Below are 26,398 nucleotides of genomic sequence, written 5' to 3'. Positions count from 1 at the left end.
GAGAGGGCAGGGGGCGCCGGGGCGCGGGAGCCGTTCGTGCTCATCGCTGCTGCCCGGCGAGTTCTGCGTCGGCGCTGTCGGACTCCGGCGGGTCCTTCGCCGCGCGACGCATCGCCGCGATTCCTTCGATCGAGACGAGGACGCTCGAGCCGATGATGACGATGTCGATGGCCAGAAGCAGCCAGTCCGGGCCGGCCGGGTCGGCGAACGAGACGAGCTGTTCGATCGCCGCCCAGAACGAGAGGACGAAGACGAACGCCAGCGGGATCAGAGCGGGCCAGGGATTGCGGCGCTTGCGGATGAGGACGACGGCGATGATGATCAGCGTGAGCGCGGCCAGCAGCTGATTGGTGGTGCCGAACAGCGGCCAGATGCGCATGCCGCCCTCTCCGCCCATTCCCTGCGAGAAGGTCAGACCGCCGCCGAGGACGAGCACCACGACAGTGGCGGGGACCTTCGGCAGTCGGATGTTCATGTTTCCGCCGATCTCTTGGACGACGTAACGCATCAGTCGGACCACCGAATCGAGCGTGGTCGCGGCGAACAGCACCGCCATCGTCGCCAGGACGGTGGCGCTCAACCCTGCGGGCAGTCCGATCCCGGTCTCGAGCAGCATGCCGCCTCCTTCGACGAACGATTGGACCCCGGCATCGCCGAACTTGCCGTAGATCTCTTCCCAGTCGGCGACTGTGCGGTAGCCGCCGGCGATCGCGAGAATGGCTCCCAGCGCCAGCATTCCCTCTCCGACAGCGCCGAAGTATCCGACGAATCGTGCATCGGTCTCCGTGTTGAGCTGTTTGGCGGTGGTCCCGGATGCGATGACCCCATGGAAACCCGAGATGGCTCCGCAGGCGATCGTGACGAAGAGAAGGGGGAGGATGCTCGGCGTGCCCGCGGGCAGATCGGTGTTGATGGCGGGAGCGACCAGTCCGTGTCCTGTGCCGAAGAGCGCCGAGGTGATGACGGCACCGTAGAGGAGGATGAGGGCGATGAAGAGCTGGACGCCGTTGATGTAGTCGCGAGGCTGCAGCAGCACCCAGACCGGCAGGACGGAAGCGATTCCGCAGTAGACGAGCAGGACGATGATCCACAGGGCCGTAGGTTCGAGGCCGAGGAAAGAGTCCGGCATCGACACCGGGAACCGGTCGCCGAGGAGGATGAGCGAATAGAGAGCGGCAACACCGACGATCGTGACGGGGATGAGAGGCCACCGCAGCCTGTAGATCGCAACACCGACAAGCAGCGCCACGCCGATGGCACCCCAGGAAGGGATCACTGCAGAGGGCAGGGCCACGAGCAGGTCGGTGATGACCACGGAGAACGCGGCGATGACCATGAACCCGAGAATGAAGATGACCAGGAGGAAGAGCGCAGCTCCGCGTCTGCCGATGTAGCGAGCCGACAGCGCCGCAATGGTCTGTCCCCTGTTCCTCGTCGAGGCCCATAGGGAGCCGAGGTCGTGCATTCCCGCGAAGAAGACCGTGCCGATCGTGACCCAGAGGAATGCGGGCAGCCATCCCCAGATCATTGCGATGGCGGGCCCCACGATGGGAGCGGCTCCTGCCACGGAGGTGAAGTGGTGGCCCCAGAGGACGAATCTGTTGGTGGGGACGTAGTCGACGTTGTCGCGCAGCTCGTGCGCCGGCGTTGTGAATCGGCTGTCGAGCCGGTAGATCCGTTTCGACAGGAACTTCGAGTAGAACAGGTATCCGAATGCGAAGATCGCGATTCCCAGCAGGAGAAGCAGAACGGGACTCATCGTTGAATTCCTTTCGGAGACTGGGCGACATCAGCGTCCTCGCCCTTCTGCAGGCGAGTTGTGACCCGGTCAGGGGACGGTTCTTAGTAGAATCCTAACAAGCCGTCGGCCCGCCGCCCGGTCCCTCAGGCGAAGAGCCGGAACATCGGCGAGTTCTGGTGCACGCGCTCGACCTCGATGTTCGAGGCCTCCATCCGCTCGAGCAGATTCGGCAGGTCTTCGGCATAGCCGAGCTGGATGCCGACGAACGCCGGTCCGGTCTCCCGGTCGGAGCGTTTGACGTACTCGAACATCGCGATGTCGTCCTCGGGTCCGAGCACCTCGTTGAGGAATCGGCGCAGGGCTCCGGGCTCCTGCGGGAAGTCGACGATGAAGTAGTGTTTGAGGCCTTCGTGGACGAGTGAGCGCTCCAGGATCTCCGGGTAGCGGGAGATGTCGTTGTTGCCGCCGGAGACCAGGCACACCACGGTCGATCCGGGTTCGATCGTGATCGGTTTGTCCGATTCCGGTCCTCCGATCCCGGCCGAGGCCAGGGCCCCGGAGGGTTCGGCGATGATTCCGTCGACCTGGTACATGTCGAGCATCTCGGTGGCCACTGCGCCCTCGGCGACGGGACGGATGTCGAGGCCGAGTTCGGCGATGACGTCGTAGGTGATGTTGCCGGCCCGGCGCACGGCGGTGCCGTCGGCGAAGCGGTCGATGTTCTCCAAGGTCACGGGGTGGCCGGCCTTGAGGGCGGCGATCATCGAGGCGGCTCCGGCGGGTTCGGCTCCGATGACCTTCGTGTTCGGCATCCGTTCGGCCGCATAGGCCGCGACTCCGGCGAGCACTCCGCCGCCGCCGACGGGCACGATGATGTAGTCCGGGTCGGTCTCGAGCTGGGCGTGGATCTCGGCTGCCACGGTGCCCTGACCTGCGATCGTGCGCATATCGTCGAAGGCCGAGACCAAGAGTGCCTGATTGCGTTCGGCGAACCGGTGCGCCAGCGCCGAGGCGTCATCGTAGGTGGAGCCGGCGATCTCGATCGTCACCTGCTCCCCGCCGAAGTGACGGACGCGTTCGATCTTCTGCTTCGGCGTCGTCTTCGGTACGAAGATGGTGCCCTGGATGCCCAGTTCCCTGCAGGCGCGGGCGAAGCCTTGGGCATGGTTGCCCGCCGAGGCGCAGACGACGCCGCGTGTGCGTTCGTCGGCATCGAGCTGGAGCATGAAGTTGAAGGCGCCGCGGATCTTGTAGGACCGCACCATCTGCAGGTCCTCGCGCTTGAGGTAGACCGTGGAACCGGTTGCGGTCGTCAACCGCTCGCAGATCTGAAGTGGCGACAGGATGACGGAATCGGAAATTCGCAGCGCAGCCGCCTCGACCTCGCCGGCGAGTGTGAGCTTCTGGGGAGTCATGTCTGTTTCAACCACCAGACTATTGTGCGCCCTTTGTCTTGCTATTTGGCAATTCGTATCGATATGAGGACCGTCGCCTGGTCATTGAGAACCCGCCTCGTACCTGCCTCGCGGCTACCTGAGCCCCGTGATTCGGCTCGCGACTTCGGGGTTTCGGGTGCGCCCTGGACCGCGAATACCCCATATCATGATTGGATGGAGGATGCCCGTAATCCCTTCTAGGAGACGTCATGGCCATCAGCAGTGAGCTCGAACAACTGTTAGCCAGCTGGATACCCCGACAGCCGTGGTTCCCCAAGCACGCAGCAGATTTCGGGACCGACCCCGACATCACCCCCATGTCGGTGGCCCGCGCCTTCACCTACACCGCAGAGGAGCTCGGCGGCTTCGCCGGTCTCGTGACCGTCATCTCCGTCGGCGACGGCCCCACCCTGCGCCGCCTCAACATCCCCCTGACCCTGCGCGGTGCCGAGGACATGCACCTGCGCCACGCTCTCATCGGCCGCGTCGACGACCTCGCGCTCGGCACCGTCTACGTCTACGACGGCGCCGCCGATCCCGTCTTCGTCAACCTCATGGCCGACGCGATCACGAAGCGCAAGGTCTTCGACGGCGGGCAGCTGTCCACCGAATCCCTGCGCCACAGCCAGGAGAAGACCGAGGCCCGGGACCGCGCGCCGATGCCGTTCCCGGTGACCGCGAACGGGGCGGCCGCCTCGGCGAATGGATCTACGAACACCGCCGCCGAGGCGGTCCCACCGAAGCCATCGATCGGTGACCTCACGGTGGGGGCGGAGGACGTCATGCCCGTCGAGATCCGCCCGATCGAGGTCTCGGACTCCGGGCAGCACAAGTCGACCGTCATCATTCACGACGAATACGAGCCGCTGGAGCTCGCGTTCTTCCGCGTCCTCGAGAACGGAATGCCGTCATCGCTGACGATCCCCGTCCTCCTCACCGAGGCGGGGTCGCGCAGCGTGCCCGAGGTCATCGGCTGGGGCTCGGGCCGCTGGTACGACATGTTCGAGGTCCAGGAGATGGAAGCGCCGATGGCGCTGCTCTCCCACGTCGATGTCGACGCCGAACCTGCATGGCGGGAGGCCGTGAACACGGTGTGCGCCGTCGACTCCGGTTCGATCGGGGCCTACAACGCCCACGCCGCGGAGATGGGTCGGCGCATCGGCGAACTCCACACCGACATGGCCGCCGAGTTCGGCGTCGTCGAAGGCGCCGGCGAACCGACGAAGCAGCTCGTGCAGAAGTGGGTGGAGCGCATCGACTGGGCGCTGGGTCGGGCTCCTCTGGCCCTGGATTCGCTTGTCCCGGAGCTGCGCGGCCACCGTGCCCGGCTGCAGGGACTCGAGACCATCGGCACCCTGCAGAAGATCCACGGCGAGCTGACGCTCGATCATGTGGTCAGCTCGTCGACCGACGGCTATTCGGTCGTGAAGTTCACGGACTCGACGAATTCGGATCCCAAGCCGGCCGCCTTTGACCTCGTGGCTCTGCTGCGCAGCATCGACTACGCCGCCGGATTCGCTCGTCTCCAGCGCACCGATGCGCTCGACTCCGAGGACGGCTCGCTGGTCGTCAGCGGCTTCGGCAATGATCCGGGAGCGCTGCGCGCGATCTTCGATTCGCCCGAATACCTCTGGGCCTCGCAGGTGCAGAACTCGCTGCTGTCCGGCTATTCGCGGGCACGCGGCGACAGCATCGGGCTGAGCGATCCCGTGCTGCGTGCGGCGCTTGTCGACCGGCTTCTCGTCGAGGTCGTCACCGAGCTGCGCAACCGTCCGAACTGGCTGTCCGTGCCGTTGGCCACGCTCACCCTCGTCCTCAAGGGCAAGCCCGCCCGCACCGAGGAGGCTGCTGAGACCCGCTCCAGCTGGGCGGAATCCGCTGAAGTGGGGTCCGATGCGGCCGAGGACTCACCTGCACCCGGCGACGCAGCCGGTGCTGCTGTTGCCGAGGGCTCGGATGCGGCCGCCGAGGGCTCAGACCCGGGGTCTGAGTCGAGTGACTCGTTCGCCGTGGCACCTGCAGCCGACGAGGCGACCGCCGCCGATTCGGAATCGGTCGCTGCCGCACCCCGCGGCACCTCTGGCGCCGTCGCGGCCGCGATCGCGAACTCGGACGCCGAGGACTCGCACGCCGATGACTTGGCAACCAACAAATCCGAAGCTGGTGAACCCGAAGCCGATGGTTCCGTGACCAGTGAGTCCGAAGCCGGCGCCCCCGGTGTCGACGAGGTCGAAGTCGCCGATACCGCGGAGAACACCGTTGACGCGGTCGCGGATCCCGACATCGACGATGTCGAGGACTCCACCGTGGTCCCGCCCCAGATCGATGCGCCCGAAGGCGCTCCAGCTCCTGCTGAAGACGAAGAATTCGTCGACGAGGAAGAATCGGAAGCTCCGGTCCGAAGAGTCCCGGCTTCGTTCGCTGCGCGCGGCGCCACCTCGGAGGACGCCGACAGCACCGGACACGAATCGCAGCCGACCAAGCCGAAGGGCGCACCGAAGCTCGGCCATACGTGGAGCGAGCGTTCGCAGGACTCCGGCGGCGACCGCGGAACATTCGGCGAGCAGATACCCGAGCGGCCGGACAAGAGTCGCGACGATTCCGCGGCACGGCTCGACGAATCAACGGACAAGTCCCGGGATGATTCGAAGCCTGCCGGCGGGTCCGTGTTCGACGACCTCCTGGGCACCGAGCGTAAGCGGAACCGGATGAAGAAGCGCAAGAAGGACTGAGCGCCTCTCCTGAACTGCCAATTGGCAGATGCTGTTGCGGTTGTGAGAAACTATGGTGGCTCGACCTCGCGTCGAGCAGGCCGGGTTCGCTCCATCGCTGTCAGGCATGGAAGAACCGAAGGAAGCGTGTCCGAGCGGCCGAAGGAGACGGTCTTGAAAACCGTTGTGCGGCAACCCCGCACCGTGGGTTCGAATCCCACCGCTTCCGCTCAATGGATAAGCCCCTGAGCTCTTCGTCAACAGCGAAGAGCTCAGGGGCTACTGCGTTCGCAATTGCTACCTGACGGCGGCCCAGCAACTCGCGCGAGGTTGCTGGGCCGCCGTCAGGTAGCAAGAAGGGTCAGCACTCGCGGCAAAGCCTCTGCTTCCGCTCGTTCAAGGCTGAGCGTGCTTTTCGCTGGGCAGACCTACCGGTAACCGCGCTTGGCCTTGAACGACGGCATTCCCGCGCTGGAGCGCTTGAACGACGGTCCGAGCGCTGCCGCCGCCAGTGCCGCTGCCGCAGACCGAGTCGCGCAGTCTCAATCCCGTACGGGTGCTTCCTGCTCGGGCCCGCGCAGGTGCGCATGCCTGCCGTCTCACTCGCGGACCGGCGCTCCCGGTTCGGGATCGCTGGAACCAGCGTGTGCCCCGGCGCCTTCGCCGGCATCCGGCACCTCGGGTTCGGACATCTCGGCGTCGGCTTCGAGGTCGTCGAAGCTGCGCACCGAACGTTTGAACCCGCGGGTCAGCACGGCCAGGTACACGATCCCGATCGCCAGCCACACGAGGCCGCCGATGAGCGCGGTCCCGTGCAGGCTCACCCACAGGATTCCTGTGAGGATCGCGCCGATGGCGGGCATCACGACGTAGGTGAACGCCGACCTGAAGTCCTTGACCTGCTTGGTCCGGAAGGCGTAGTGCGCAATGACCGTGAGGTTGACGAAGGTGAAGGCGATGAGCGCTCCGAAGTTGATGAGCGCCGAGATGAGTTCGAGGCTGAACGACATCGCGAAGAGGCACACCGCACCGACGAGCACGATATTGAATACCGGAGTGTGCGTCTTCGGGTTGATGTATCCGAAGGCCCTGCGCGGCAGCACCCCGTTGCGGCCCATTACGAGCATCATCCGCGACACCGATGCATGCGAGGCCAGCCCCGAGGCGGCGGTCGCAGCGAATGCCGCGGCCACGAAGAACAGCTGGAACAAGTGGCCGCCGGTGATCATGCCGATCTCCGGCAGCGGATCGTCGACGATGGTGAACTGCGAATTGTCGGGGAAGAGCAGCTGCGCGAAATAGCCGGCGACGAGGAAGATGAGACCGCCGGCGAGAACGGTGAGCATGATCGCCTTCGGCATGAGGCTGACGTGCTTCGCCTCGTTCGTGTACATCGTCACCGCATCGAAGCCGATGAACGAGAAGCACACGACGGTCGCACCGGTGAGAACCGCGCCGAGGTGGACGCCCTCATGGATGAACGGCTCCGGACTGAAGACGACTCCGGCCCCTTCGCCGGCGTTGAGCTGCATGACGGCGAGCACGCAGAACGTGGCGACGAGCACGACCGCGAAGACGAGGAGGATGCCGTTGATGTTCGCGGTGCCCCGCATCGAGGACAGGACGATGCCGGTCATGACGATCGTATAGACGACGACCCACACCCAGGCCGGGGCGTCGGGCACCATCGACTCCATATAGAGGCGGATGATGAGGCAGTTGACCATCGGCAGCAGCAGATAGTCCAGAAGTGAGGTCCACCCGACGAGGAAGCCGAGCGCCGGCGACATCGTCTCCCGTGTATAGGTGTACGCCGAGCCTGCGGTGGGGAAGACCTTGACCATCTTGCCGTAGCTGAAGGCCGTGAAGATCATGACGATGAGAGCAACGAGATACGCCGCTGGAACAGCTCCATTCGTCTGCTCCGAGACGATTCCGAAGGTGTCGAAGACGACCGTCGGCGTCATATACCCGAGTCCGAGTCCGACGATGGACCACAGCCCGAGGTTGCGCTTCAGTGAGCCAGAGGCAACCATATCAATCCTCCCCAATGAGTCCTGCCGCCCACCGGGCCGTCGATGTGGACATCGATGACCGGCCCGGAAGTGATGTGCGTCATGATCTTAACGCCCAAGGTACTGAAAACGAAACCATTGCCGAGGATCGGGACGGATATCAGTGTTAAATCGTGACCTTTCCGGTGAAAATCGTCAAATTCAGCAACGATATCGGTAGTCCCGGCAAAGGCTGCCGTGCCCAGTTATCGAACGAACCGTCAGCACTGGCGCGAAACAGAGTAGATTGCAGTCAACGGACAATGTGGCCCCACGAGAGGTGTGAGAGCAGTATGGCGATCGAAACGCTCAGTTCCCAGCAGTCGGCGGCATGGAAGGATCGAGTCCTGCCTCCGGTCGAACAGGTCGCCGAAGGTGTCTGGGCCCTCCCGGTGCCGATCCCGAACAACCCTCTCGTCTACACCTACTGCTATGCCCTCGCCGACGGCTCCGGCGTCGTCCTCATCGACCCGGGCTGGGATGGCAGGGACCAGTACCTGGCGCTCACCTCGGCGCTTAACAACCTCGGCTTCACGGTCGCCGACATCCACGGAATCGCCATCACCCACTACCACCGCGACCACATCGGGCTCGTACCCGCACTGCTCGCGAAGAACCCCGACGCCTGGGTCGCCATGCACGGCGAGGACCTGCGCGCGATCAAACGCTTCTACACCAACGCTGTCGACCTCGGCACCGGCATCGACCCCAACCTCAACATCGCCCGCGCCTACGGAGTCCCTGAGAACCGGTGGGCCGAAGTCGAAAGCCTCCAAGTCGGATCGAGCAAGGGCGGGTCGAAGGGCGACTCGATGGACCTGTACAGACAGGCGATGAGTCGACTGCCGGAGAACATCCACGTCCTCGATGACGGCACAGAGCTCCCTCTCGACGAGGGCCGAGTAACAGCTATGTGGACGCCCGGACACACCTACGGTCACTCGGCGTTCGTCCGCGACGAGGACAAACTGTTCTTCTCCGGTGACCACGTGTTGCCGACGATCACCCCGAACATCGGCCTCGATTCCGGGGCGATCACGCACAGCCTCGGCGATTATCTGCGCTCGCTGGAGAAGATCGGCGAGCTCGACGAGGACGTAGCGGTGCTGCCGGCCCACGGCTTCCGCTTCACCGGACTCCGTGATCGCAAGGTCGAACTCGTCGAACACCACCACGAGCGCCTCGGCGAGATCCGCGCCCGCATGGAGGCCACCGACGACCACAGCGTCTACTCGATCGCGGCGGGCCTGCATTGGTCCCGCGGCTTCGAGAGCCTGCACAACTTCAACCTCTTCGCCGCCCTTGCCGAAACCGCCGCGCACATGCATTATCTCGGTATCGACATCGGCGTCGGCTCTCTCGTCGGCAAGGACTGAGCCGGACCCGGCCCTAAGAAGAGGGACTGCAAGGAGGAACCAGCATGAGCACCGAATTCGTCCCCGCCGCCGAGGTGCGGCCCGTGACCTTCGCCGTCCACGCGAACGACCACATCGAGCGCGGTCGCCGGCGCGGTGAGGAGCTGCGCACGGGAATCGCGTCCACCCTGGACGCGTATCGGCGCTACTTCTCGCACCTGTCTATCACCGAGGCGGCCGTGGAGTCCGCAGCCGTATCGAGTTGGCGGCAGCTGCAGGTTTGGTGGCCGACCGGCGCCGAGGAGGTCGAAGCCGTCGCCGCCGGAGCGGGCATCGACGTCACGGAGCTCATGGAGATCATCGCCCGTACCGAGATCATGACCCAAGCTGAGGCCGCGCCGACCGAATGCTCGACCGTGAGCCACACCAGCCCGGGCGCCTCCGTGGCCGCGCAGAACTGGGATTGGGCGGCGGACTTCTCCACTCTGTGGCACTTCAACGATGTCGGTGCCGTGCCCGGTCAGCACCGGCATGTGGGTATCGCCGAGTTCGGAATGCTCGGCAAGATCGGTCTCAACGAGGCCGGCGTCGGCGTGCTGCTCAACATCCTCAAGCACACCGGCGACACGGCCGGGGGAGTGCCCATCCACATGATCCTCGCCCGGGTCCTGGCCGAAGCGGGCACCCTCGCCGAGGCGCTCGAGATCATCGACTCCGCCCAGACCTCATCGTCGTCGATCATCACCGTCATCACCGCCGAGGCGGCCGTCCAGGTCGAGATCGCCGGTGCACACATGCGCGAGCGCCGGGCCCGCGCGGTGCACGGGGCCGACGGGGAGACGGGGGAGTCCGGGTTCCTCATCCACACGAACCATTTCCTGCACCCCGATCTGCTCGACGGTGCGCTCGAGCTGCGCCCCGATTCGACCTCGCAGGAACGTTACCGTCACCTCGCCGAGGCGGTCGTGCGCTTCGAAGCCGAACGTGCGCTGTCGCGCGGCGGCAGGGCCGTCACGGTCGGAGATCTCACGAAACTGCTGACGACGGGACCGGGAGACGCGCCTGTGTGCTGCACTCCGGCGCCCGGCGCCGCCTACGGGGATCGTTCGGCGACCCTGGTCAGCGTGCGCATCGATCCCGCGCGCAGACAGATCGACCTCGCACCCGGCTCACCGGCCGACGGTCTGCACGGAAACCGCCGCTTCCAACTCTGAACCGGCGGCGGTCGTTCAGTCCTCGTCTGCTCCGTCCGCCGCACTGGCGGAATCATCGGAGCTCTCGTCCGCCTCGGCGGCTTCCTGCTCGCGCATCTCGATGACTGCGTCAAGGGCTGACGCGATCGCATCGTCGTTCTCCAGTGCGGCCTGGATGAGCCGCCACGGCACGAGATCGAGATTCTGATCGCCGATGACGAAGCGGATGAACGGCTGCTTGCTGCGCGGATCATCGGATTCGAGCCCGGCGCCGTAGCGCCACTGACCGAAGGCGATGCGGCGCACCGTCTCACCGATGAAGCGCATGGCGCCGGCAGTGAAGGGGGTCTCGTCCTCGGCGATCATGTCATCGGGGCCGTCGTAGCGGACCGCGACCTGCTTGCCCAGACGGGCAAGGCTCTCCCGGTCGAAGCCCCACGAACTCGGATCGGCCTGCTCCTGCGTCCAGGCCGCGATGCCCGGTTCGACGGTGCCGATGAAGCGGGTGAGGAATTCGACCTCCTCCTCGCTCGAGTTCTCGGCATTGAGCACACCGATGGAGAGCCCCGTGCACTTGCGCCTGGGCTGCCCATCCCCGCCGAGGAGCTCCCTGGCCTTCTCGAGCACCGCGGTGAACACCTCCGCGCTGCGCTGATCGACGGCGGCCAGCACGATGCCCACGAGCGGGATCGGCTCACCGGCGGCCGGGCCGTCGGCATTGTCGGGGCGGATGAACGGCATCCCGTTGCCTGTCGACTCGTCGTGGTCCCAGACCCCGCCGATCGCACGCAGATAGGTCTCGCCGAGGTAGCGGATGAGTCCTTCGAAGAAGCGGCGATTCTCCGGCTTGAGGATCTCTTCGGTGTTCGGGAACTTCGAGAGCACGAAGAGTTCGAGCATCGGCAGTGACTTCGGCCCGAAGTCCTTCGGGAACTTCACGGTCTCCCCGTCCTCCTTCTCGAAGGTCTCGGGGAGGTCGGCGAGGACGAACGCGCCGAGGCGGACGTCCATATTGTTGATGAAAGCAGAGAATTCGCGCTGGAGTTCGTTCACGGGCACCACCTTAGTGCCTCGAACCGATTCGTCGAGCGCGTTCAGGCCTCGTGATAGCGGCAGACTCGTTCAGCCATCGCTGTCGGGACAGAAGTCGATGAGGTGCATGAGGACCTCGACGATGAGGCTCGGATCGATGGCGACGTGCTCGTCCATCTTCTTCCCGGCCGCCGCAGTCAGGGCGATCCGGTTGAACACGGAGATGATGATCGTGAGGAAGTCGCCGATCGGCTGCTTCGTCATGGCGCCGGCGACGTCGAGGGCCGTGGTCACGAGTGCGGCCAGCCGGTCGAGCTGAGGGGCGTTGAGTTCGACATAGCGGGCGTGGAGATGCGGGATCCGCAGGCAGTAGAGCTCGATCTCCTGTTCCGTGATCGTTTCGGCCACGGTCTGCTTCTTCTCATTGAAGACATCGTCGATGAACTGCGTCATCAGAGCTTTGATCTCAGGCACCTCGGCAGTGGCCATGAGCTGCTCAGACCACCGCTGGATCGTGTCGTCGAGGCGATCGAGGTTCTCCGAGGTGCGCATCTCGATGATCGCGAGCACCAGATCGTCACGGCTGGAGAAGTTCGAATAGAACGCCCCTCGGGTCAGGCCTCCGGCCTCGCAGATCTCCTCGATCGAGGCGCCGTCGATGCCGCGCACGGCGAACACCGAGGTGCCGGCCTGAACGAGGGTGTATCGGGTCTGGCGTCTGCGTGGGCTGAGTTCGTCTGTGTTCATCGTCATTTCGCTGCGGTGGGGTCGGCGATGGCCAAGGTGGTGCAGTCGTCTGCGCCGACATCGGAGCCGACCGCGACGGTGGGGCGGAGAGCGAGGCGCCTGAGCATCTCATGGGAATCCCCGCTCAACCTGGGATCCATTTGCGTGGAATGTGGGCAGTGCACAACAATACAACACTGTATCCAATACACTTTTGTATCGAGGTTTTCGTGTCAACTTTCCTCTACGCCCTGGGCCGTCGTGCGTATCGGACCCCGTGGCGCTTCATCGCCGCGTGGCTGCTGATCTTCGTGCTCGTCGGAGCCGGAGTCGCCGCCTTCTCCAAGGACTTCGACAATGACTTCACACTCCCGGGTTCGGAGGCGCAGACCGCTCTGGACTCGATGAAGTCGACGTTCCCCGAAGCCGCCGGCGTCTCCGCCTCGGTGATCGTCGTCGCCGACGACGGCGATTCGGTGGAGGACGCGAAGTACAAGGACGCGATCGAAGACGAGATCGACCGCATCGAGGACCTCCCGCACGTCGACACGGTGACCTCCCCGTATTCCGATCTCGTCGAGGGCGCCATCAGCAAGGACGAGACGGCGGCCATGATCTCCGTCCAGTACGACGGCACTCAGCAGGACGTAGGGGAAGACGCCGGCGACAACCTCATCGAGGCCCTCGACCCGCTGCGCGACGCCCTGCCCGGAGCGCAGGTCGAAGGCGGCGGTGAGCTCTTCCAGATCACCGGTGTCGAGATCTCCTGGGTCGAAGGCATCGGCGTCGTCATCGCCTTCATCGTCCTCCTGCTCACCCTCGGGTCCTTCCGCGCCGCGGGAATGCCGCTGATCACCGCGCTCATCGGCGTCGGCATCTCCGTGCTGCTCATCGTCGGCGGCACCGCATTCGCGACGATCAACTCCTCATCGATCATGCTCGCGCTCATGCTCGGCCTGGCTGTGGGCATCGACTACGCACTCTTCATCGTCTCCCGCGCCCGCGACCTCCTCGCTGAAGGCCACGACCCCATCGAGGCGGCCGGTCGCGCCGTCGCGACTGCCGGATCCGCTGTCGTCTTCGCGGGCATGACCGTGATGATCGCACTCCTCGGCCTGTCCCTGGCCGGCATCCCCTTCCTCACGATCATGGGCATCGGGGCCTCCGGCTCCGTCGCCGTGGCCGTGATGATCTCCCTGACGATGGTCCCCGCCCTGCTGGGGCTCGCCAAATCCAAGATCACCCCGAAGCCGACGAAGCGCTACCGGAAGGCCTACGCCGCGGCCGCTCAGCGGGCGACGACGGGCACGACCGCCTCGGCGCAGGGATCATCGACCGGCACCGAGGCGACCGACGGTTCCACAGGAACCCCCGCCGAGGCGACCGACCCGGCCCTGCGGGAGAAGATCGCCGACGAGGCGCGCGCCGAGGGCGGCGACCCGTACCCGCCGACGATCATGAACAAGTTCTTCGCCGGGTGGCTCAAGGTCGTCACGAAGATCCCGCTGCTGACGATCGTCGTCATCGTCGGCGGCCTCGCGCTCTTCGCGATCCCCGCTACCCAGCTCCAGCTGTCCCTGCCCACTGCAGGCGACCAGGAGCAGGGCACCCCGGCGCGGGCGACCTACGACCTCATCGACGAGCACTTCGGGCCCGGCTACAACGGACCCCTGGTCATGACCAGCCAGATCGTGACCAGCGATGATCCGCTCGGTGACGTCGAGGAGATCGAGAAGCGCATCGAGAAGGTCGACGGCGTCGAGCAGGTCATCATGGCCACCCCGAACCGGGACGCGACCGTCGGGCTCTTCCAGATCATTCCGACCACCGCCTCCGACGATCCGGCGACCCTCGACACGGTCGATCGGCTGCGGGACCTGAGCACGGAGATCGAGGACGACTTCGATTTCGACACCGCCGTCACCGGTGCCACCGCGATCCAGATCGACGTCTCGGACCAGCTCGGCAAGGCTCTGGTGCCCTTCGGCATCTTCGTCGTCGGACTCTCCATCATCCTGCTCATGATGGTCTTCCGCTCCGTGGCGGTGCCGATCAAGGCCACCGGCGGGTTCCTCCTCTCCGTCTTCGCCTCCTTCGGCACGGTGGTCCTCGTATTCCACGACGGACTCTTCGCAGGCCCCTTGGGCATCGACGGGACGGGACCGGTTATCAGCTTCCTGCCGATCATCGTCATGGGCATCCTCTTCGGCCTCGCGATGGACTACGAGGTGTTCCTCGTCTCGGGCATGCGCGAAGCCTATGTCCACGGCTCCTCGGCCAAGGACGCCATCAGGGCCGGGTTCGCCTCGTCTGCCCGCGTCGTCTCGGCCGCAGCGATCATCATGTTCTCCGTCTTCGCGGCCTTCGTGCCCGCCGGCGAACCGATCATCAAATCGATCGCGCTCGCCTTGGCCGCCGGCATCTTCGTCGACGCCTTCGTCGTGCGCATGTCGCTGGTGCCGGCGATCATGCAGCTGCTCGGCGACAAGGCCTGGTGGCTGCCGAAGTGGCTCGATCGGATCCTGCCGCGCCTCGACGTCGAAGGAGAGGGCCTCGCCCACGAGGTGGCCCTGCGCGACTGGCCGGAACCGAACTCGGTCTATCGAGTCTACGGACGCGGAATCGGCGTGTACTCCGGAGACCGCGGCTTCGCCCGCGTCGACGTCTCCCTGCTGCCTGGTCAGATCCTCGTCGCCAGCGGCGATTCCCGCCGAGCCCTCCTGCTCGCCGTGTCCGGCCGCGTCGGACTCACGGACGGGGAGATGAAGATCGGCCAGAACGTCCTGCCCGAACACGCCGGACGGGTCCGCCGGCAGGTTCCCTACCTCGACCTCAGCCGGGGTGAAGCCGACCGGACGATCAGCCCGCGCGACATCTCTCGGATGGCCGCCTCGGCGCCGGATCTGCTCGTCATCGACGGAGCGGAGAAGCTCGCGGCAGGGGCACGGGAATCGGCCGGACCCGCACGGGACCTGCGCGATCTGCTGCCGCAGCTCGTCGCCGACGGCACCACCGTCATCCTCGGCCTGCCCGACGGGGACGTGGCAGGGACCTTCGATCCCGAAACGAACTACTTCCACCTCGACCTCGACGAGGCTCGACCCAATGAGCGAGGCGGAACCGACAGCGAATCCGACGGCGAACACACCCACGCCGTCGACAGCACCAACATGGAAGGTGTGCAGTCGTGAGACTCGAACGTGCGAACTCGAAGAAGCCGGTGAACTGGCTCTCCCTCCTCGGCCTGGTCCTCATCCCGATCATCGTGGCGGCCGGATTCATCCTCGCCACGTGGAAGAGCGGCGATCGCCTCGAGACCATCGAAGCGGCCATCGTCAACAACGATGACGGGGCGAAGGTCGACGGCAAGACCGTGCCGATCGGCCGTCAGCTGACCAGCGGCCTGGTGGGCGAGGACGAGAACAATATCCACTGGGTCATCACCGACGAAGAGGATGCGAAGAACGGGCTGTCCGACGGCACCTACGCCGCGAAGCTGACGATCCCCGAAGGCTTCTCCCGCGCTGTGACCTCGGTCGATGATGCGAAGTCGGCGACGCAGACGCAGCTCGACGTCGACGTCTCCGGGACCGCTCCCGCGCTCGATACGCAGATCTCCCGATCCGTCGCCGGGGTGGCGCGGACGACGTTCAACACGCAGATGACCGAGAACTACCTCGACAACATCTACGTCGGCTTCAACAAGATGGGCGATCAGATGACGGACCTCGGCGACGCCGCCGGGGAACTCGACAAGGGTGCCGAAGGCCTCAAGGAAGGTACCGGACAATCGGCCGAAGGCGCCGGCGAGCTGTCTACGGGCATGAAGCAGCTCAGCGACAACGGCGGCGAGCTCAAGTCCGGAGCCACAGAGCTGTCGAAGGGCGCCGGCGAACTGTCCAAGGGTGCCTCGGAGATGTCCGGGGGCCTGAACGAACTCGACAAGAAGACCTCGAAGCTGCCCGAGAGCACGCAGAAGCTGGCAGACGGCTCCGGTGAGCTTTCCGACGGAGTCGACGAATACACGAAGTCCATCGACGAGATCATCAAGGGCTTCGCCGGATCCGGCGACTCGGGCGAAGGCGGCCTCGGTGACATCACCAAGGGCGGGAAGGAACTCGAGAAGGGCGCCGACGGTGTGTCCAAGGGCGCCTCAGGCCTCTCCGACGGACTGCACCAGTACCGAGACGGACTGAAAGAGGGAGCGGACAAGGCCGATCAGCTTGCCGGGACGAAGCCTGATCTCAACGCGCTCGTGGCTGCCGGCATCATGACAGAGGACGAGGCGGAGCAGGCACGGGCCGAGATGTGCCCGACCGGCACCCCCGACCAGGTCTGTCAGGGCATCGAACAGGCCTACGCTCAGGGGCTGCTGGGCGGCACTTCGGGTGGTCTGAACCAGGCCGTCGACGGGCTCGAGCAGGAGCAGAACGGCTCGTCCCTCCTCGGCGGGTCCGATGACCTCGCCACGGGTGCTTCGGAACTCTCCGATGGTGTGACCAAGTTCGTCAAGGGACTCGAGGACGGCCTCGGCGATCTGATGAAGGGCATGGAGGACATCTCGAAGAATGCTCCGAAGCTGTTGGAGGCCTCGAAGGGGCTGCGTGACGGTGCCGCCGGCGTCGCCGACGGCAACCAGCAGCTCGCCGACGGCATGCCGGCGCTGTCCAAGGGCATCGGCAAGGTCGCAGACGGTTCCTCGGAACTCTCCGACGGTGCCGGTCAGCTCAGCGATGGGCTGAGCGAATACAGCACCGGCGTCGGCAAGTACACCGACGGCGTCTCCGAGGCCGCGACCGGCACCTCAGAGCTGGCCGCCGGCCTCGACGAACTCGATGAGGGCACGGGCAAGTACGCGAAGGGCGTGAGCAAGTTCTCCGACGGCGTCAAGGACGGTGCGGACGAAGTGCCGTCCTACACGGCTCCGGAACGTGACCGCTTGGCCAAGGTCGCCTCGGCGAATATCGAATCGCCGGACACGGACAGCGTCACGGATGTGCTGGCGGGATCGACGATCGCGCTGCTCATCATGCTCGCCCTGTGGATCGGCGGACTGGTCACCTACACGGTGCTCAAGCCGATCCCGGCGTGGGCTCTGCTCTCGACGAAGTCCTCGTTCGCCGTGTGGGCGCGCGGACTGCTGCCCGGCCTCGTCGTCGGCGTGCTGCAGGCGCTCGTGCTCTCAATCCTCGCGGTCACCGTGATGGACATCGACGCGATCCAGGGCTTCGACATCGCAGTGCTCACGTTCGTCTCAGCGATCGTGTTTATGATCCTGAACTTCGCCCTCGTGGCGTGGTTCGGGGGAGTGGGCAGGTTCCTCTCGGTCATCGCCGTCGTGCTGGCCGTGGCGGGTCGGACGATCGGAGCCGTGCCGCAGTTCTTCGACTTCGTGGCGCCGATCCTGCCGCTGACTCCGTCGATGAACGGCTTCGCTGCGATCGCCGCGGGCACCAGCGGGCAGGCTGCCGCGTACGGCGGACTGCTGGCCTGGGCGGTCATCGGCATCGTGATGTCGCTGCTGGCCATCGTTCGGGCCCGGACCACGAAGCCCGAAGCCGCCCTCGAAATGGCGTAAGCGTCGGGGCGGTGCTCCGGGGCGCCGTCTAGGACGGCCCTGGGGCGTCGCACCGTGGCACGTCTGCGAACAGCACGGTTTAAGGCGAACAGCATCTGTTTGAACAGGGGCTAATCGCCTTAAACCGTGCTGTTGGCGTCAGTGGGCTGAGGAAGGCTGTTTTGGTCTCGTCTTCTCTGGACGGGACACTTTCCTCGGTGAGCAGTTCAGAGAAAGGTGTACCTATTGCGCCCCCGAGGCGCGGGGCGAGTCTGCGAACAGCACAGTTTGCGGTGAATAGCTCTTGTTTGAAACAGGGCTGTTCACCTTAAACGGGGTAGTTCGCGTTCGGTGCTGGGCGACTGGCGCCGGGCAAGAGCCTGCGGGGTCTCAGAGGAGGGCGAGGATCGCCTCGGCAGCGGCGTGCGAATCGTTGAGCGTGGCTGCGTTCGTGCCCGGATTGGCTGCGATCGCGAGGCCCCACTGCTTCGAGGACAGCTGGATCGACAGAGCGAACCGGCGCGGGTGGACGTTGCCCTCGACATCGATCGTGCGATACGGCCGAGACGTGAGCGCGAGTCCGTTGAGGAACTTCTCCCGACCGTCGTCTAAGGTCAGACGGGCCGCGGTGAGCTGACCGCGTTCGAGCATCCCGTGCAGCAGGACGTCGGCGGCACGTGAGACGGAGTTCGTCGGGGACGCGGCATCGATGACGACGCTGCCCGTGATCGCTCCGGCGGCCTGCGCCGAGGTGACCGTGAAGATCTCCGGCCGCGGCCCCTGCGTCTCATCGGTGAGCCCCTGCACCGCGGAAATGGGATTCTCGGACCCGTCCGGGCGTGCGGCGATGCCGGAACTTGCATTCTCTGCTTCGGCTTCGGGTGCATCCGAGGCCCCACGGAGTGCGTCCGGGTTCTCTTCGATGCGCATATCGGGGCCGATGAAGGTCACGATTCCCGCCTCGGCGAGGGCGATGAGTTCGGCGATCCGCTGCGGTGGAGGGCCGTCGCAGATGCCGGAGACGAAGCCCTCGAACCAGCCGAGGATCTCCATGTCGATGCTAACGCGATCGATGTGGCCTGCGACGATGAGCTCCTTGAGCAGCAGCCGGGACTGCCACAGCACGGTGAAGAGCGCCTTCTCCGGACTTCCGGTCGGACCTGCCAGAGAGCTGCGCAGGTCAGTGCGCAGGAAGTCGAGCATCCACTCGTGCAGAGAACCGGTCTCGCCCGGCTCACGGCTGGTGAAGAGCTCGCCTTCGAGCGGGTTGAGCAGGGTGTGCAGTGACATGCGGTCGGCGGGATCGGGCACGAGTGCCTCTTCGATCTCCGACCAGGCGAAGGCCTCGCGGGTGACGCGGCCTAGACGGGCGGCATCCTCGGTGGTCGTGGCGCTGGCTGCTCGTGCAGCGCTGGTCGCGGCCGTGGCGCTTGCCGCAGCGCGAGCGGTCGCAGCGGCCCGATCCTCGGACGAGCCGACTTCGCCCGACTGCGGGTGGGTCTCCTGCCAGGTGCGTCGGGTCAGGTGGCGCGAGACGGCTTCGCCGATGGCCTCGCGCAGCTGGCCCGGGTCATCGGCGAACGCTCCGGGACGGACCTGGGAGAGCGTGTGATAGTACGCCAGACGCAGGTCGGCGAGGATGAGCGGCCACAGCTGATCATTGAATCGGGCACCGGCCTTGCGTTCTCCGCCGAGGTCCTCGATCCCGGCGAGCAGAGCGATATTGTCCTTCGTGAAATACCGCAGGGGCCAGTCCCGCCGAGGATGTTCATGACAGATCGGTTTGCTGCGGTACGGGATTCCGCGTCGTGACCCCAGTGCCAGCCGCGGTTCGTCACCGCTGGGCACATACCGCAGCAGTCCGCCGGGCTGCGCCTGATAGCGACCGCCGCGCTCATGAGTGAACAGGGTCTGCAGGTCGAAGTAGTTGAGCCCCATTCCACGGACGATGACCCGCTCACCGGGGGCCACCTCGGCGACGGGGGTTTCTGCGGGCAGACCCTGCGGCAGGTAGAGCCCGCCGCCCAGTTCGGCGAAAGCGGCGAGGCGGGCGCGCTCCTCGGGCTGGGCGCTGGGGATGTGGCCGACGGCGAGGACGACTGCGCTGGCGACGATCGTCGTGCCGTTCTGGCAACGCACGAGCTGCTCGGGAACTGTGGCCCGCGATCCCTCAGGAACCGGCTGCGGGAGGTCCATCGCGGGTAGGTCGATGACAGATTCGGCCTTCGTCGGGTGTTCGACGATCTCGATGAAGTCCGGTGCGCCCTCGCGGATGCGCCGGTAGGCGTCGCGGAGGTAGCGGCCGTAGAGACTGCGGCTGGGGAAGGTCGAGTGCAGCGGTTCGGTGCCGCCGTTGGCAAGGTACCACTCGGCCATGGACGGTCCGGTCGGTGCTTCTTCGGGGCCGAGAAAGCTGCAGCTGGAGTCGGGGAAGACAGTCTGCTCGGCGATGGTGGTGTTCATCAGCAGAGACTCGGGCTGGTCGGTGCGCCACACGATTCCCGCGCCGGGCGGGTACGGGTCGATGAGGTGGATGGTCAGCGCGGTCTCGGTGGTGGCGTCAGCCGCGCTGCGGGGCGCGCCGAGGGTGCCGGCGAAGCGTTTCGCAGCCAGAGCCACGAGTCTCTCCAGAACGGTGAGACCCCGCGGTCCGACGCCGATGATCGCGACCGCGGGGGCGGGAGTTTGTGGAGCCTGACTCACCCCTGCTCGCCGGTTCCGCCGTTGGGTCCGGGGTAGCCGGGGAAGTCGTCGCCGGGCTTGAAGCCCTTCGGGTAGCACTTGCCTTCGGCGTTGGGCTCACCCGGCGTTGCCGCTTCGGTGGCGTCCGCCTCGGCGCCGGCCTCATCCGTGGATCCATCCGCGGAATCGGCGGGTTCCTCGGTGGCGGTGTCTTCGGTGCTGTCCTCGGTCGAATCCGCGCTGTCCTCGGATTCCTGGGACTTGCTGCCGTCGTTCGTCGGCTTCGGGGTCTCCTCGCCGTCGGATGCGCCCTTGACCTCGCCGAGGATCCACTTGTGGAGCACATCGTAGTCGGGGTCATAGGTGGGGGTGACGTCGTTGTTGATCTGCACTGTGGTGACGTCGCCCTTCTGCATCATCAGAGCGAGCTCGATGAAGGCCGGGATCTCGTTCTGCGGGATCGAGGTGGCGATGTTCCGGGTCGCTGAGTTCGCGAGCTTCGGGTAGGCCGTGGCGATCTCCTGCGGATCGACCTGTTCGAGCGTCGTCTTGAGCATGCGCTGCTGACGGCACATGCGGTCGTAGTTGTCGCTGCCTTCGCGGGAGCGGACGTACCACAGCGCGTCCTTGCCCTTGAGGGTCTGCGGGCCGGGATCGACCCAGCCGTAGACCTCGTTCTTCACACCCGACATCGACTTTCCGCCGCCCATCGGGATCGGGCGTTCGACGTCGATCTTGACTCCGCCTATGGCGTCGACGACGTCTTCGAATCCGGCCATGTCGACCGAGGCCCAATAGTCGAGTTTGAGGCCCAAGGAGCCTTCGACGGCCTGCATCGTCGTCCACATTCCAGGTTCGAGACCGTGCGCATTGCCGATCTGATCCGGGTTCTGTTCGCCCCACTGCCACACGGCGTTGATGAGGTCCTCAGAGGAGTCGCCGGAGGGACGGAATCCGTCTGGCCAGGCCTTTTCGAGTTCGCTGCCTTCGGGGAAGACCGGGAACGCGAGGTTACGGGGCACGGAGATGAGCGCGGCATTGCCGGTCTTCGTGTCGATGGAGGCCACGAGCATCGTGTCCGGGCGGGTGCCTTCACGGTCGTCGCCGTTGTCGCGGCCCATGAGGAAGACGTTGATATAGGGCTTGTCCGCCCAAAGGTCCTCGGCGCTGTGGGCTTTGCCGGTGCTGTCGCCGAAGAGGCTGGCGACCGTGTCGGACTGCACGCGGGCGAAGACCGAGCCGACGCCCAGCGGGATGCCGATGATGAGGGCGAGGGAGACGACGAGGACGCCGGCCATTTTGTTCTGCCAGGGCCGGTATCGGTGACCGCGGCGCAGCCCGAGGTGGGATACGACCATCACGAGGATCCAGATCACGGCCACGAGCACGGCGGCGATGGCGAGGAAGTTCAGCAGCGAGGGACTGGCGACGATCGTGGCGACCGCACGCACCGGTCCCTTGACCAGCAGATAGACGAGCCCGACGAGCAGAGAGATGACGAAGAGACCGAGGATTATGAGCCCGGCGGGCCGGAAGCGTGTGCGCAGCAGTCCGACGCCGGGCAGCAGGGTACTCAGAGAGGTCCAGCCGACGAGGCTGGGGAACGATTCGCCGAGGCGGGAGGAATGGCGACGGGCCCGTCCCGGTTCGTGACCGGTGGACTTCTCGTCGTGGGCGGAGCCGTTGTCGTCGGCTGCTCTCGCGGCAGACGATGCGCCGGCTGCGGCTGCCGTGCCGCCCGTGCCGACCGCTGCTGCAGCCGCGGCGCTGTGGGCGCCTCGTGCGGCGGATGGCTTCTTCCGGCCCCGGCCGCGGGATCCGGCCGCGTGCCGTTCGCGCGCGTCACGTCGCGTCGTCGGGGCGGAGTCCGTGTCGGTGTCAGCGTGGCTGTCATCGCGAGAATCTCTCGCCGAGGCGGCCGATTCGTCCCGTGCGAAGGTGCGAGGAGCATCGTGGGCAGGATCGCGCCGTGAACCGGCGCCCGGATCGTCCTGTGTGTGCGAGCTTGCTGCCGCGGCCACTCCGGCCGCAGAGGCTCCGCTGGCGGCGGCTGCACGCAGCATTCGGGCTTCGCGGCGAGTGCGCGGGGCGACCGGACGCGGAGGCGGTGCATGCGGCGAGCGGGACGAAGTTCCTGCGTCCCGGGTGCTGTCGCCGAGTCGGTTGTCCGATTGATCTCCGGATCCGCGGGAGCTTGTGCGGAATGAATAGTCGGATCGGGCGTCGGCGGACCGTGTGGAGTCCTGGCCCGAATTCTGACCGGAATTCTGGTCCGAGTTCGTGCGGGACCGGCGGGGATTCACCGCCGAGGTCGGCAGCTGTTGCGAGTCACGGCGCTGGGCGTCCGAGCGGCGAGGCTCAAACTGCCGAGAATTCTGTTGCGGCGAGTTCGACTGCGGTGTCGAGTCGCTTTCACTGGCGGCGGTGTCGCCGCGGAACCGGGGGCGAGAGGAGGCACGGAGCCGACGACCTGTTGTCTGGGAATCGGGGTCGCTCCCATGCGGTCCGCGCTTGTCAGGGGGAAACTCTGGCAAGTTGTCTACTCCTCAAAAACTGTCTGCTCGTGCAATACGGCCCGCTCGCCGTTCTCGTTTCCGGCGCAGGGCACACCGCGGGCATCGGATTTCCGACCGGTGTTTCTGCGAGGATCTGAGACCAGACCGCAAAGCACATCACGCCGATTTTACGCCTGGACATTGATGAATGCTGGAATTCCGGTGTGGGGGAGCGGTACAAAGGGGACGTTCGGCCCGGATTTGCGCCCGTCACGGGTCGGTTCGACTATGACGAAGCCCACTCTCCGCGGTTGCGCTTTGCCCTGGATGGCTCCTTTCCCTTAGGCTGTATCCCGTAGTGCTGGAGGGTCTGTCGGTATGCATTTCGCCGAAGCGGATCGCAGCATTGCGGATGGAGTCGTGGCTGAGCGGCCGAAAGCGTCACCCTGCTAAGGTGAAGTCCTCCAATAGGGGGACCGTGGGTTCAAATCCCACCGGCTCCGCGTTTGGCAGAACCCCTGCGATCCGATGTGAATTCGGGCGCAGGGGTTCTTGCGTTCCCACAGAATCGCGTTTGCCCGCGAGTACCGACGCCTTTGTTCGTCTCGACTTACGTTCGATGTAGTGAAAGTTCACCTGTCCCAGGTATGGTGATCCGCGTCCGTCCCCACCACCGGAGCTCACCAGCAGAGATGCTGCTCCGGCGAGTACTGAGGAGAACTCCCATCGCTATGCCCCTGATCCGCAAGACAGCTCTGTCCGCTGCCGCCGCCGCTTTGGCGCTGACCCTGGCCGCCTGCTCGTCCGGAGATGACACAGAGGAGCCGAACGCCGAGGGTGCCGAGACCCAAGGCGCTGCGCAGGAGTCCGGTGAGGCCGCAGGTTCGAAAGGTGAATCCGGATCCGCCGAGGCGGCCGGCCTCGATCCGAAGGATCTTCCCGATCCTGTCGCCTCCCAGGAGATCCCCGCCGGCGTTGACGGCGATGACAAAGCGACGATGACTGTCGAGCTGTTCCCTCTAAAGCGTCAGGGTGAGACGGTCGTGGCGCAGTTCGCGTTCACAGTGAACTCGGAGAAGACCGACGAGGACGACGACGGCGACGATCTCTACGGCTATCTGGGCGGGAGCTGGGCGCCGTTCCTTGTCGACTCGCAGAACCTGCGCAAGCACAACGTGCTGGATAAGTTCCCGCAGCGAGCGCAGACGAATGTCCAACAGACGAAGTTCAAACCCGGCCAGACCCACTACGCCTTCGCTGTCTTCGCGGCCCCGCCGCCAGATGTCGACGAGGTCGAGGTCTCCGTCGTCGACGGCATGAACCTCGCCACCGGAGTGAAGATCTCGTGAAGCCGGCAGCCGTCGGTCCTGCAGCGGTGATTCTTGCTGCCGGCATTCTCGTCGCCGGTCCACCCGCACTCGCGTTTGCAGACTCCGTGACTTCGCAGGACATCGCCAATCGAGATGCCCCGACGCCCGAGGACTTCACTGATCCCGACCAGTCGCAGATCGACGAGAGCATCGTCGAACTCGAACCGGGGATCTATGACTTGGACAAAGGCATCGAGGACGTGGAGACGACCAAAGCCAGTGGCGGCGATACCGTGGTCACGCTCGACACGGATATCCTCTTCGACTTCGACTCGGCTGAGCTCAGCGACACAGCGAAGAAGAAGATCAAGGACCTTGTCGAGGATCTGCCGTCCGACTCCGAGATCACCGTCGGCGGGCATACGGACTCCAAGGGCGAAGACGACTACAACAAGAAGCTCTCCGAAGACCGCGCGAAGGCCGTCGCCGAGGTGCTCACCTCAGAGAACTCGGACCTTGAGGTGACAGCAAAGGGATTCGGCGAGTCCGAGCCCGTCGAGTCGAATGAGAAGAACGGCAAAGACGACCCTGAGGGCCGGGCGAAGAACCGTCGCGTCGAAATCCGCTACGAAGGCTGAGCCTGATCTTGGGCTGTCCGGGAAGAGCGGCTGAGACTATTGACGAACCTGACAGCACTGCATAGCGTCTCTTGCAATAGATGGTCATACATGAGGCGACTTCGGTGACGTCGGCCCGGACCTGACCGCGAAACCGCCGATTCGGGGACCAATGGAGGGCAACCGATTGAAGACAGTCATCATCGGAGGCGGCGTGGTCGGGCTGACCAGTGCCTACGAACTGGCACTGAGCGGACACGACGTCACAGTCATCGAGGCTGCCCGCTGCGGTGCGGGCGCCTCTCACGGAAATGCCGCAAAGATCGCCATCGCCGAGAGCACCCCGGTGCCTGCCCCAGGCGTGCTGCTTCAGGGGATCCGATGGATGCTCAAACCCGACAGCCCACTATCGATCAAGCCGTCCCTTGCGCCCCGCTATCTAGGATTCCTGTTGCGGATGGCCAGGCACTGCAACACACATGACTTCGAAGCCGGACTCGACCTCCACCTGCGCCTCGGCGAGGATGCGAACGATCTCTTCGATGAGTACCAGGCTCAAGGCATCGACTTCGAGATGCACGACCGCGGTGTGCTGCTGGCTTTCGAGACTCGGGAACGCTTCGACGAACACTGTGCGAGCCTGCCCGCTTTCGAGGCCGCTGGCCACCTGCCGCGGCGACTGCATGATGACGAAGTCCGCGAGGCCGAACCGGCTCTCAGCGATCGCATCCGCCACGGTCTCTCTTTCTCCGCTGACCGACAGATCGAACCCGATTCTCTGACAGCGGGCCTCCTCGCGAAACTCACCGATCTCGGCGTAGTCGTGCGAGAAACTACTCGCGTTGGACGCTTCGTTCGCTCCGGCGACGCCGTGACCGCAGTTGTCACCTCCGACGCTGAGGTCATCAAGGCCGACGCTTTTGTCATCTCCGCCGGTGTCCCGTCCGGCGTGTTGGCCAGGCAACTCGGCCAGAAGATCCCCATCTACTCGGGCAAGGGCTACAGCATCGACTACTCACCCGCTCCGATCCAGCTGCGCACATCCCTGACTCTCGAAGATGCTCGCGTCGCCGTCACTCCGCTGAACGGCATGCTCAGGCTCGCGGGCACGATGGAGTTCGGCAGCACGGATGACGACGTCAACGAGGTCCGCGTCGGTGCAATCCGCCGCGCGGCTCAGGAAGCATTCCGTGAGTGGGGCGACGGTCAGGGAGAACTGGCTCCATGGGCTGGGTCGCGCCCCATGACTCCTGACGGCCTTCCCGTCATCGGGCAACTGGACTCCGTGAAGAACGCCTACATCAACTCTGGACATTCGATGCTCGGTCTGACACTGGCACCGGGATCTGCCCGACTGCTATCCGGACTCATGACTGATGGAAGCTCGACCCTGCCCGGTGAACTGCTCGCTCGTGTGTCCCCGAATCGGTTCTGAACGATTCACGTCAACGCCGCACGGACCCGAACGGACGAGGATGGGCTCATGACC

At 65.4% G+C, this 26,398-nt stretch carries 16 protein-coding genes and 2 tRNA genes; 10 read left to right on the top strand and 8 right to left on the bottom strand.

What is annotated here, in order from left to right:
• Nucleotides 1-40: 40 nt before the first annotated feature.
• On the bottom strand, nucleotides 41-1,759 hold the full coding sequence (locus LJ362_RS14800; RefSeq protein ID WP_264799788.1) for a carbon starvation protein A: 1,719 nt from the start codon (nucleotides 1,757-1,759) through the stop codon (nucleotides 41-43).
• Nucleotides 1,760-1,884: 125 nt separating this feature from the next.
• Nucleotides 1,885-3,156, bottom strand: a complete 1,272-nt coding sequence (gene ilvA / locus LJ362_RS14795; protein WP_264801862.1) for a threonine ammonia-lyase IlvA — start codon at nucleotides 3,154-3,156, stop codon at nucleotides 1,885-1,887.
• Between the two features lie 230 nt (nucleotides 3,157-3,386).
• Between ilvA and LJ362_RS14790 the strand changes: the two genes are divergently transcribed.
• Nucleotides 3,387-5,909, top strand: coding sequence for a maltokinase N-terminal cap-like domain-containing protein (locus tag LJ362_RS14790; protein WP_264799787.1), 2,523 nt, complete (start codon nucleotides 3,387-3,389; stop codon nucleotides 5,907-5,909).
• A 120-nt stretch (nucleotides 5,910-6,029) separates the two neighbouring features.
• Nucleotides 6,030-6,117: transfer RNA gene (locus tag LJ362_RS14785), tRNA-Ser, on the top strand.
• 370 nt (nucleotides 6,118-6,487) lie between these two features.
• Here the strand turns inward: LJ362_RS14785 and LJ362_RS14780 are convergent.
• The gene (locus LJ362_RS14780) at nucleotides 6,488-7,924 is read right to left on the bottom strand and encodes an APC family permease (RefSeq protein ID WP_264799786.1); all 1,437 of its coding nucleotides are present in this window, start codon (nucleotides 7,922-7,924) and stop codon (nucleotides 6,488-6,490) included.
• A 311-nt stretch (nucleotides 7,925-8,235) separates the two neighbouring features.
• On the opposite strand from LJ362_RS14780, the gene LJ362_RS14775 reads away from it, so the two are divergent.
• Nucleotides 8,236-9,318, top strand: coding sequence for an MBL fold metallo-hydrolase (locus LJ362_RS14775; protein WP_264799785.1), 1,083 nt, complete (start codon nucleotides 8,236-8,238; stop codon nucleotides 9,316-9,318).
• Nucleotides 9,319-9,362: 44 nt separating this feature from the next.
• Nucleotides 9,363-10,511, top strand: coding sequence for a C45 family autoproteolytic acyltransferase/hydolase (locus tag LJ362_RS14770; protein WP_264799784.1), 1,149 nt, complete (start codon nucleotides 9,363-9,365; stop codon nucleotides 10,509-10,511).
• Between the two features lie 15 nt (nucleotides 10,512-10,526).
• On the opposite strand, the gene LJ362_RS14765 is transcribed toward LJ362_RS14770, so the two are convergent.
• The 3 genes from LJ362_RS14765 to LJ362_RS14755 all read right to left on the bottom strand — a co-directional run bounded on the left by LJ362_RS14765 (nucleotide 10,527) and on the right by LJ362_RS14755 (nucleotide 12,397).
• Nucleotides 10,527-11,543: a hypothetical protein gene (locus LJ362_RS14765; RefSeq protein ID WP_264799783.1), complete on the bottom strand. Its 1,017-nt coding sequence runs from the start codon at nucleotides 11,541-11,543 to the stop codon at nucleotides 10,527-10,529.
• Between the two features lie 69 nt (nucleotides 11,544-11,612).
• Nucleotides 11,613-12,275: a TetR/AcrR family transcriptional regulator gene (locus LJ362_RS14760; RefSeq protein WP_264799782.1), complete on the bottom strand. Its 663-nt coding sequence runs from the start codon at nucleotides 12,273-12,275 to the stop codon at nucleotides 11,613-11,615.
• The gene (locus LJ362_RS14755; RefSeq protein ID WP_264799781.1) at nucleotides 12,272-12,397 is read right to left on the bottom strand and encodes a hypothetical protein; all 126 of its coding nucleotides are present in this window, start codon (nucleotides 12,395-12,397) and stop codon (nucleotides 12,272-12,274) included. The genes LJ362_RS14760 and LJ362_RS14755 overlap by 4 nt, the downstream gene beginning before the upstream one ends.
• An 81-nt stretch (nucleotides 12,398-12,478) precedes the next feature.
• On the opposite strand from LJ362_RS14755, the gene LJ362_RS14750 reads away from it, so the two are divergent.
• On the top strand, nucleotides 12,479-15,439 hold the full coding sequence (locus LJ362_RS14750; RefSeq protein ID WP_264799780.1) for an MMPL family transporter: 2,961 nt from the start codon (nucleotides 12,479-12,481) through the stop codon (nucleotides 15,437-15,439).
• Entirely contained in the window at nucleotides 15,436-17,826 is a 2,391-nt protein-coding gene (locus LJ362_RS14745) for a YhgE/Pip domain-containing protein (RefSeq protein WP_264799779.1), read from the top strand. Before LJ362_RS14750 ends, LJ362_RS14745 begins: the two co-directional genes overlap by 4 nt.
• A 369-nt stretch (nucleotides 17,827-18,195) precedes the next feature.
• On the opposite strand, the gene LJ362_RS14740 is transcribed toward LJ362_RS14745, so the two are convergent.
• On the bottom strand, nucleotides 18,196-20,508 hold the full coding sequence (locus LJ362_RS14740) for an FAD/NAD(P)-binding protein (protein WP_264799778.1): 2,313 nt from the start codon (nucleotides 20,506-20,508) through the stop codon (nucleotides 18,196-18,198).
• The gene (locus LJ362_RS14735) at nucleotides 20,505-22,550 is read right to left on the bottom strand and encodes an LCP family protein (RefSeq protein WP_264799777.1); all 2,046 of its coding nucleotides are present in this window, start codon (nucleotides 22,548-22,550) and stop codon (nucleotides 20,505-20,507) included. The genes LJ362_RS14740 and LJ362_RS14735 overlap by 4 nt, the downstream gene beginning before the upstream one ends.
• Nucleotides 22,551-23,396: 846 nt before the next feature.
• Here LJ362_RS14735 and LJ362_RS14730 point away from each other — a divergent pair.
• From LJ362_RS14730 to LJ362_RS14715, 4 genes are all read left to right on the top strand, one after another.
• Nucleotides 23,397-23,485 (top strand) — tRNA-Ser (locus LJ362_RS14730).
• Between the two features lie 228 nt (nucleotides 23,486-23,713).
• Nucleotides 23,714-24,331, top strand: coding sequence for a hypothetical protein (locus LJ362_RS14725; RefSeq protein ID WP_264799776.1), 618 nt, complete (start codon nucleotides 23,714-23,716; stop codon nucleotides 24,329-24,331).
• A complete protein-coding gene (locus tag LJ362_RS14720) occupies nucleotides 24,328-24,930 on the top strand; it encodes an OmpA family protein (protein ID WP_264799775.1) in 603 nt (200 codons plus the stop codon). The genes LJ362_RS14725 and LJ362_RS14720 overlap by 4 nt, the downstream gene beginning before the upstream one ends.
• A 166-nt stretch (nucleotides 24,931-25,096) precedes the next feature.
• Nucleotides 25,097-26,344 (top strand): FAD-dependent oxidoreductase, encoded by a 1,248-nt coding sequence (locus LJ362_RS14715; RefSeq protein ID WP_264799774.1) that lies wholly within the window; start codon nucleotides 25,097-25,099, stop codon nucleotides 26,342-26,344.
• The last annotated feature ends 54 nt before the right edge of the window (nucleotides 26,345-26,398 follow it).

The organism is Brevibacterium sp. JSBI002 (assembly GCF_026013965.1).
Classification (GTDB): Bacteria; Actinomycetota; Actinomycetes; order Actinomycetales; family Brevibacteriaceae; genus Brevibacterium.
The sequence above is the reverse complement of the archived record's forward strand: the minus strand, read 5'-3'. Positions and strand labels throughout refer to the sequence as shown.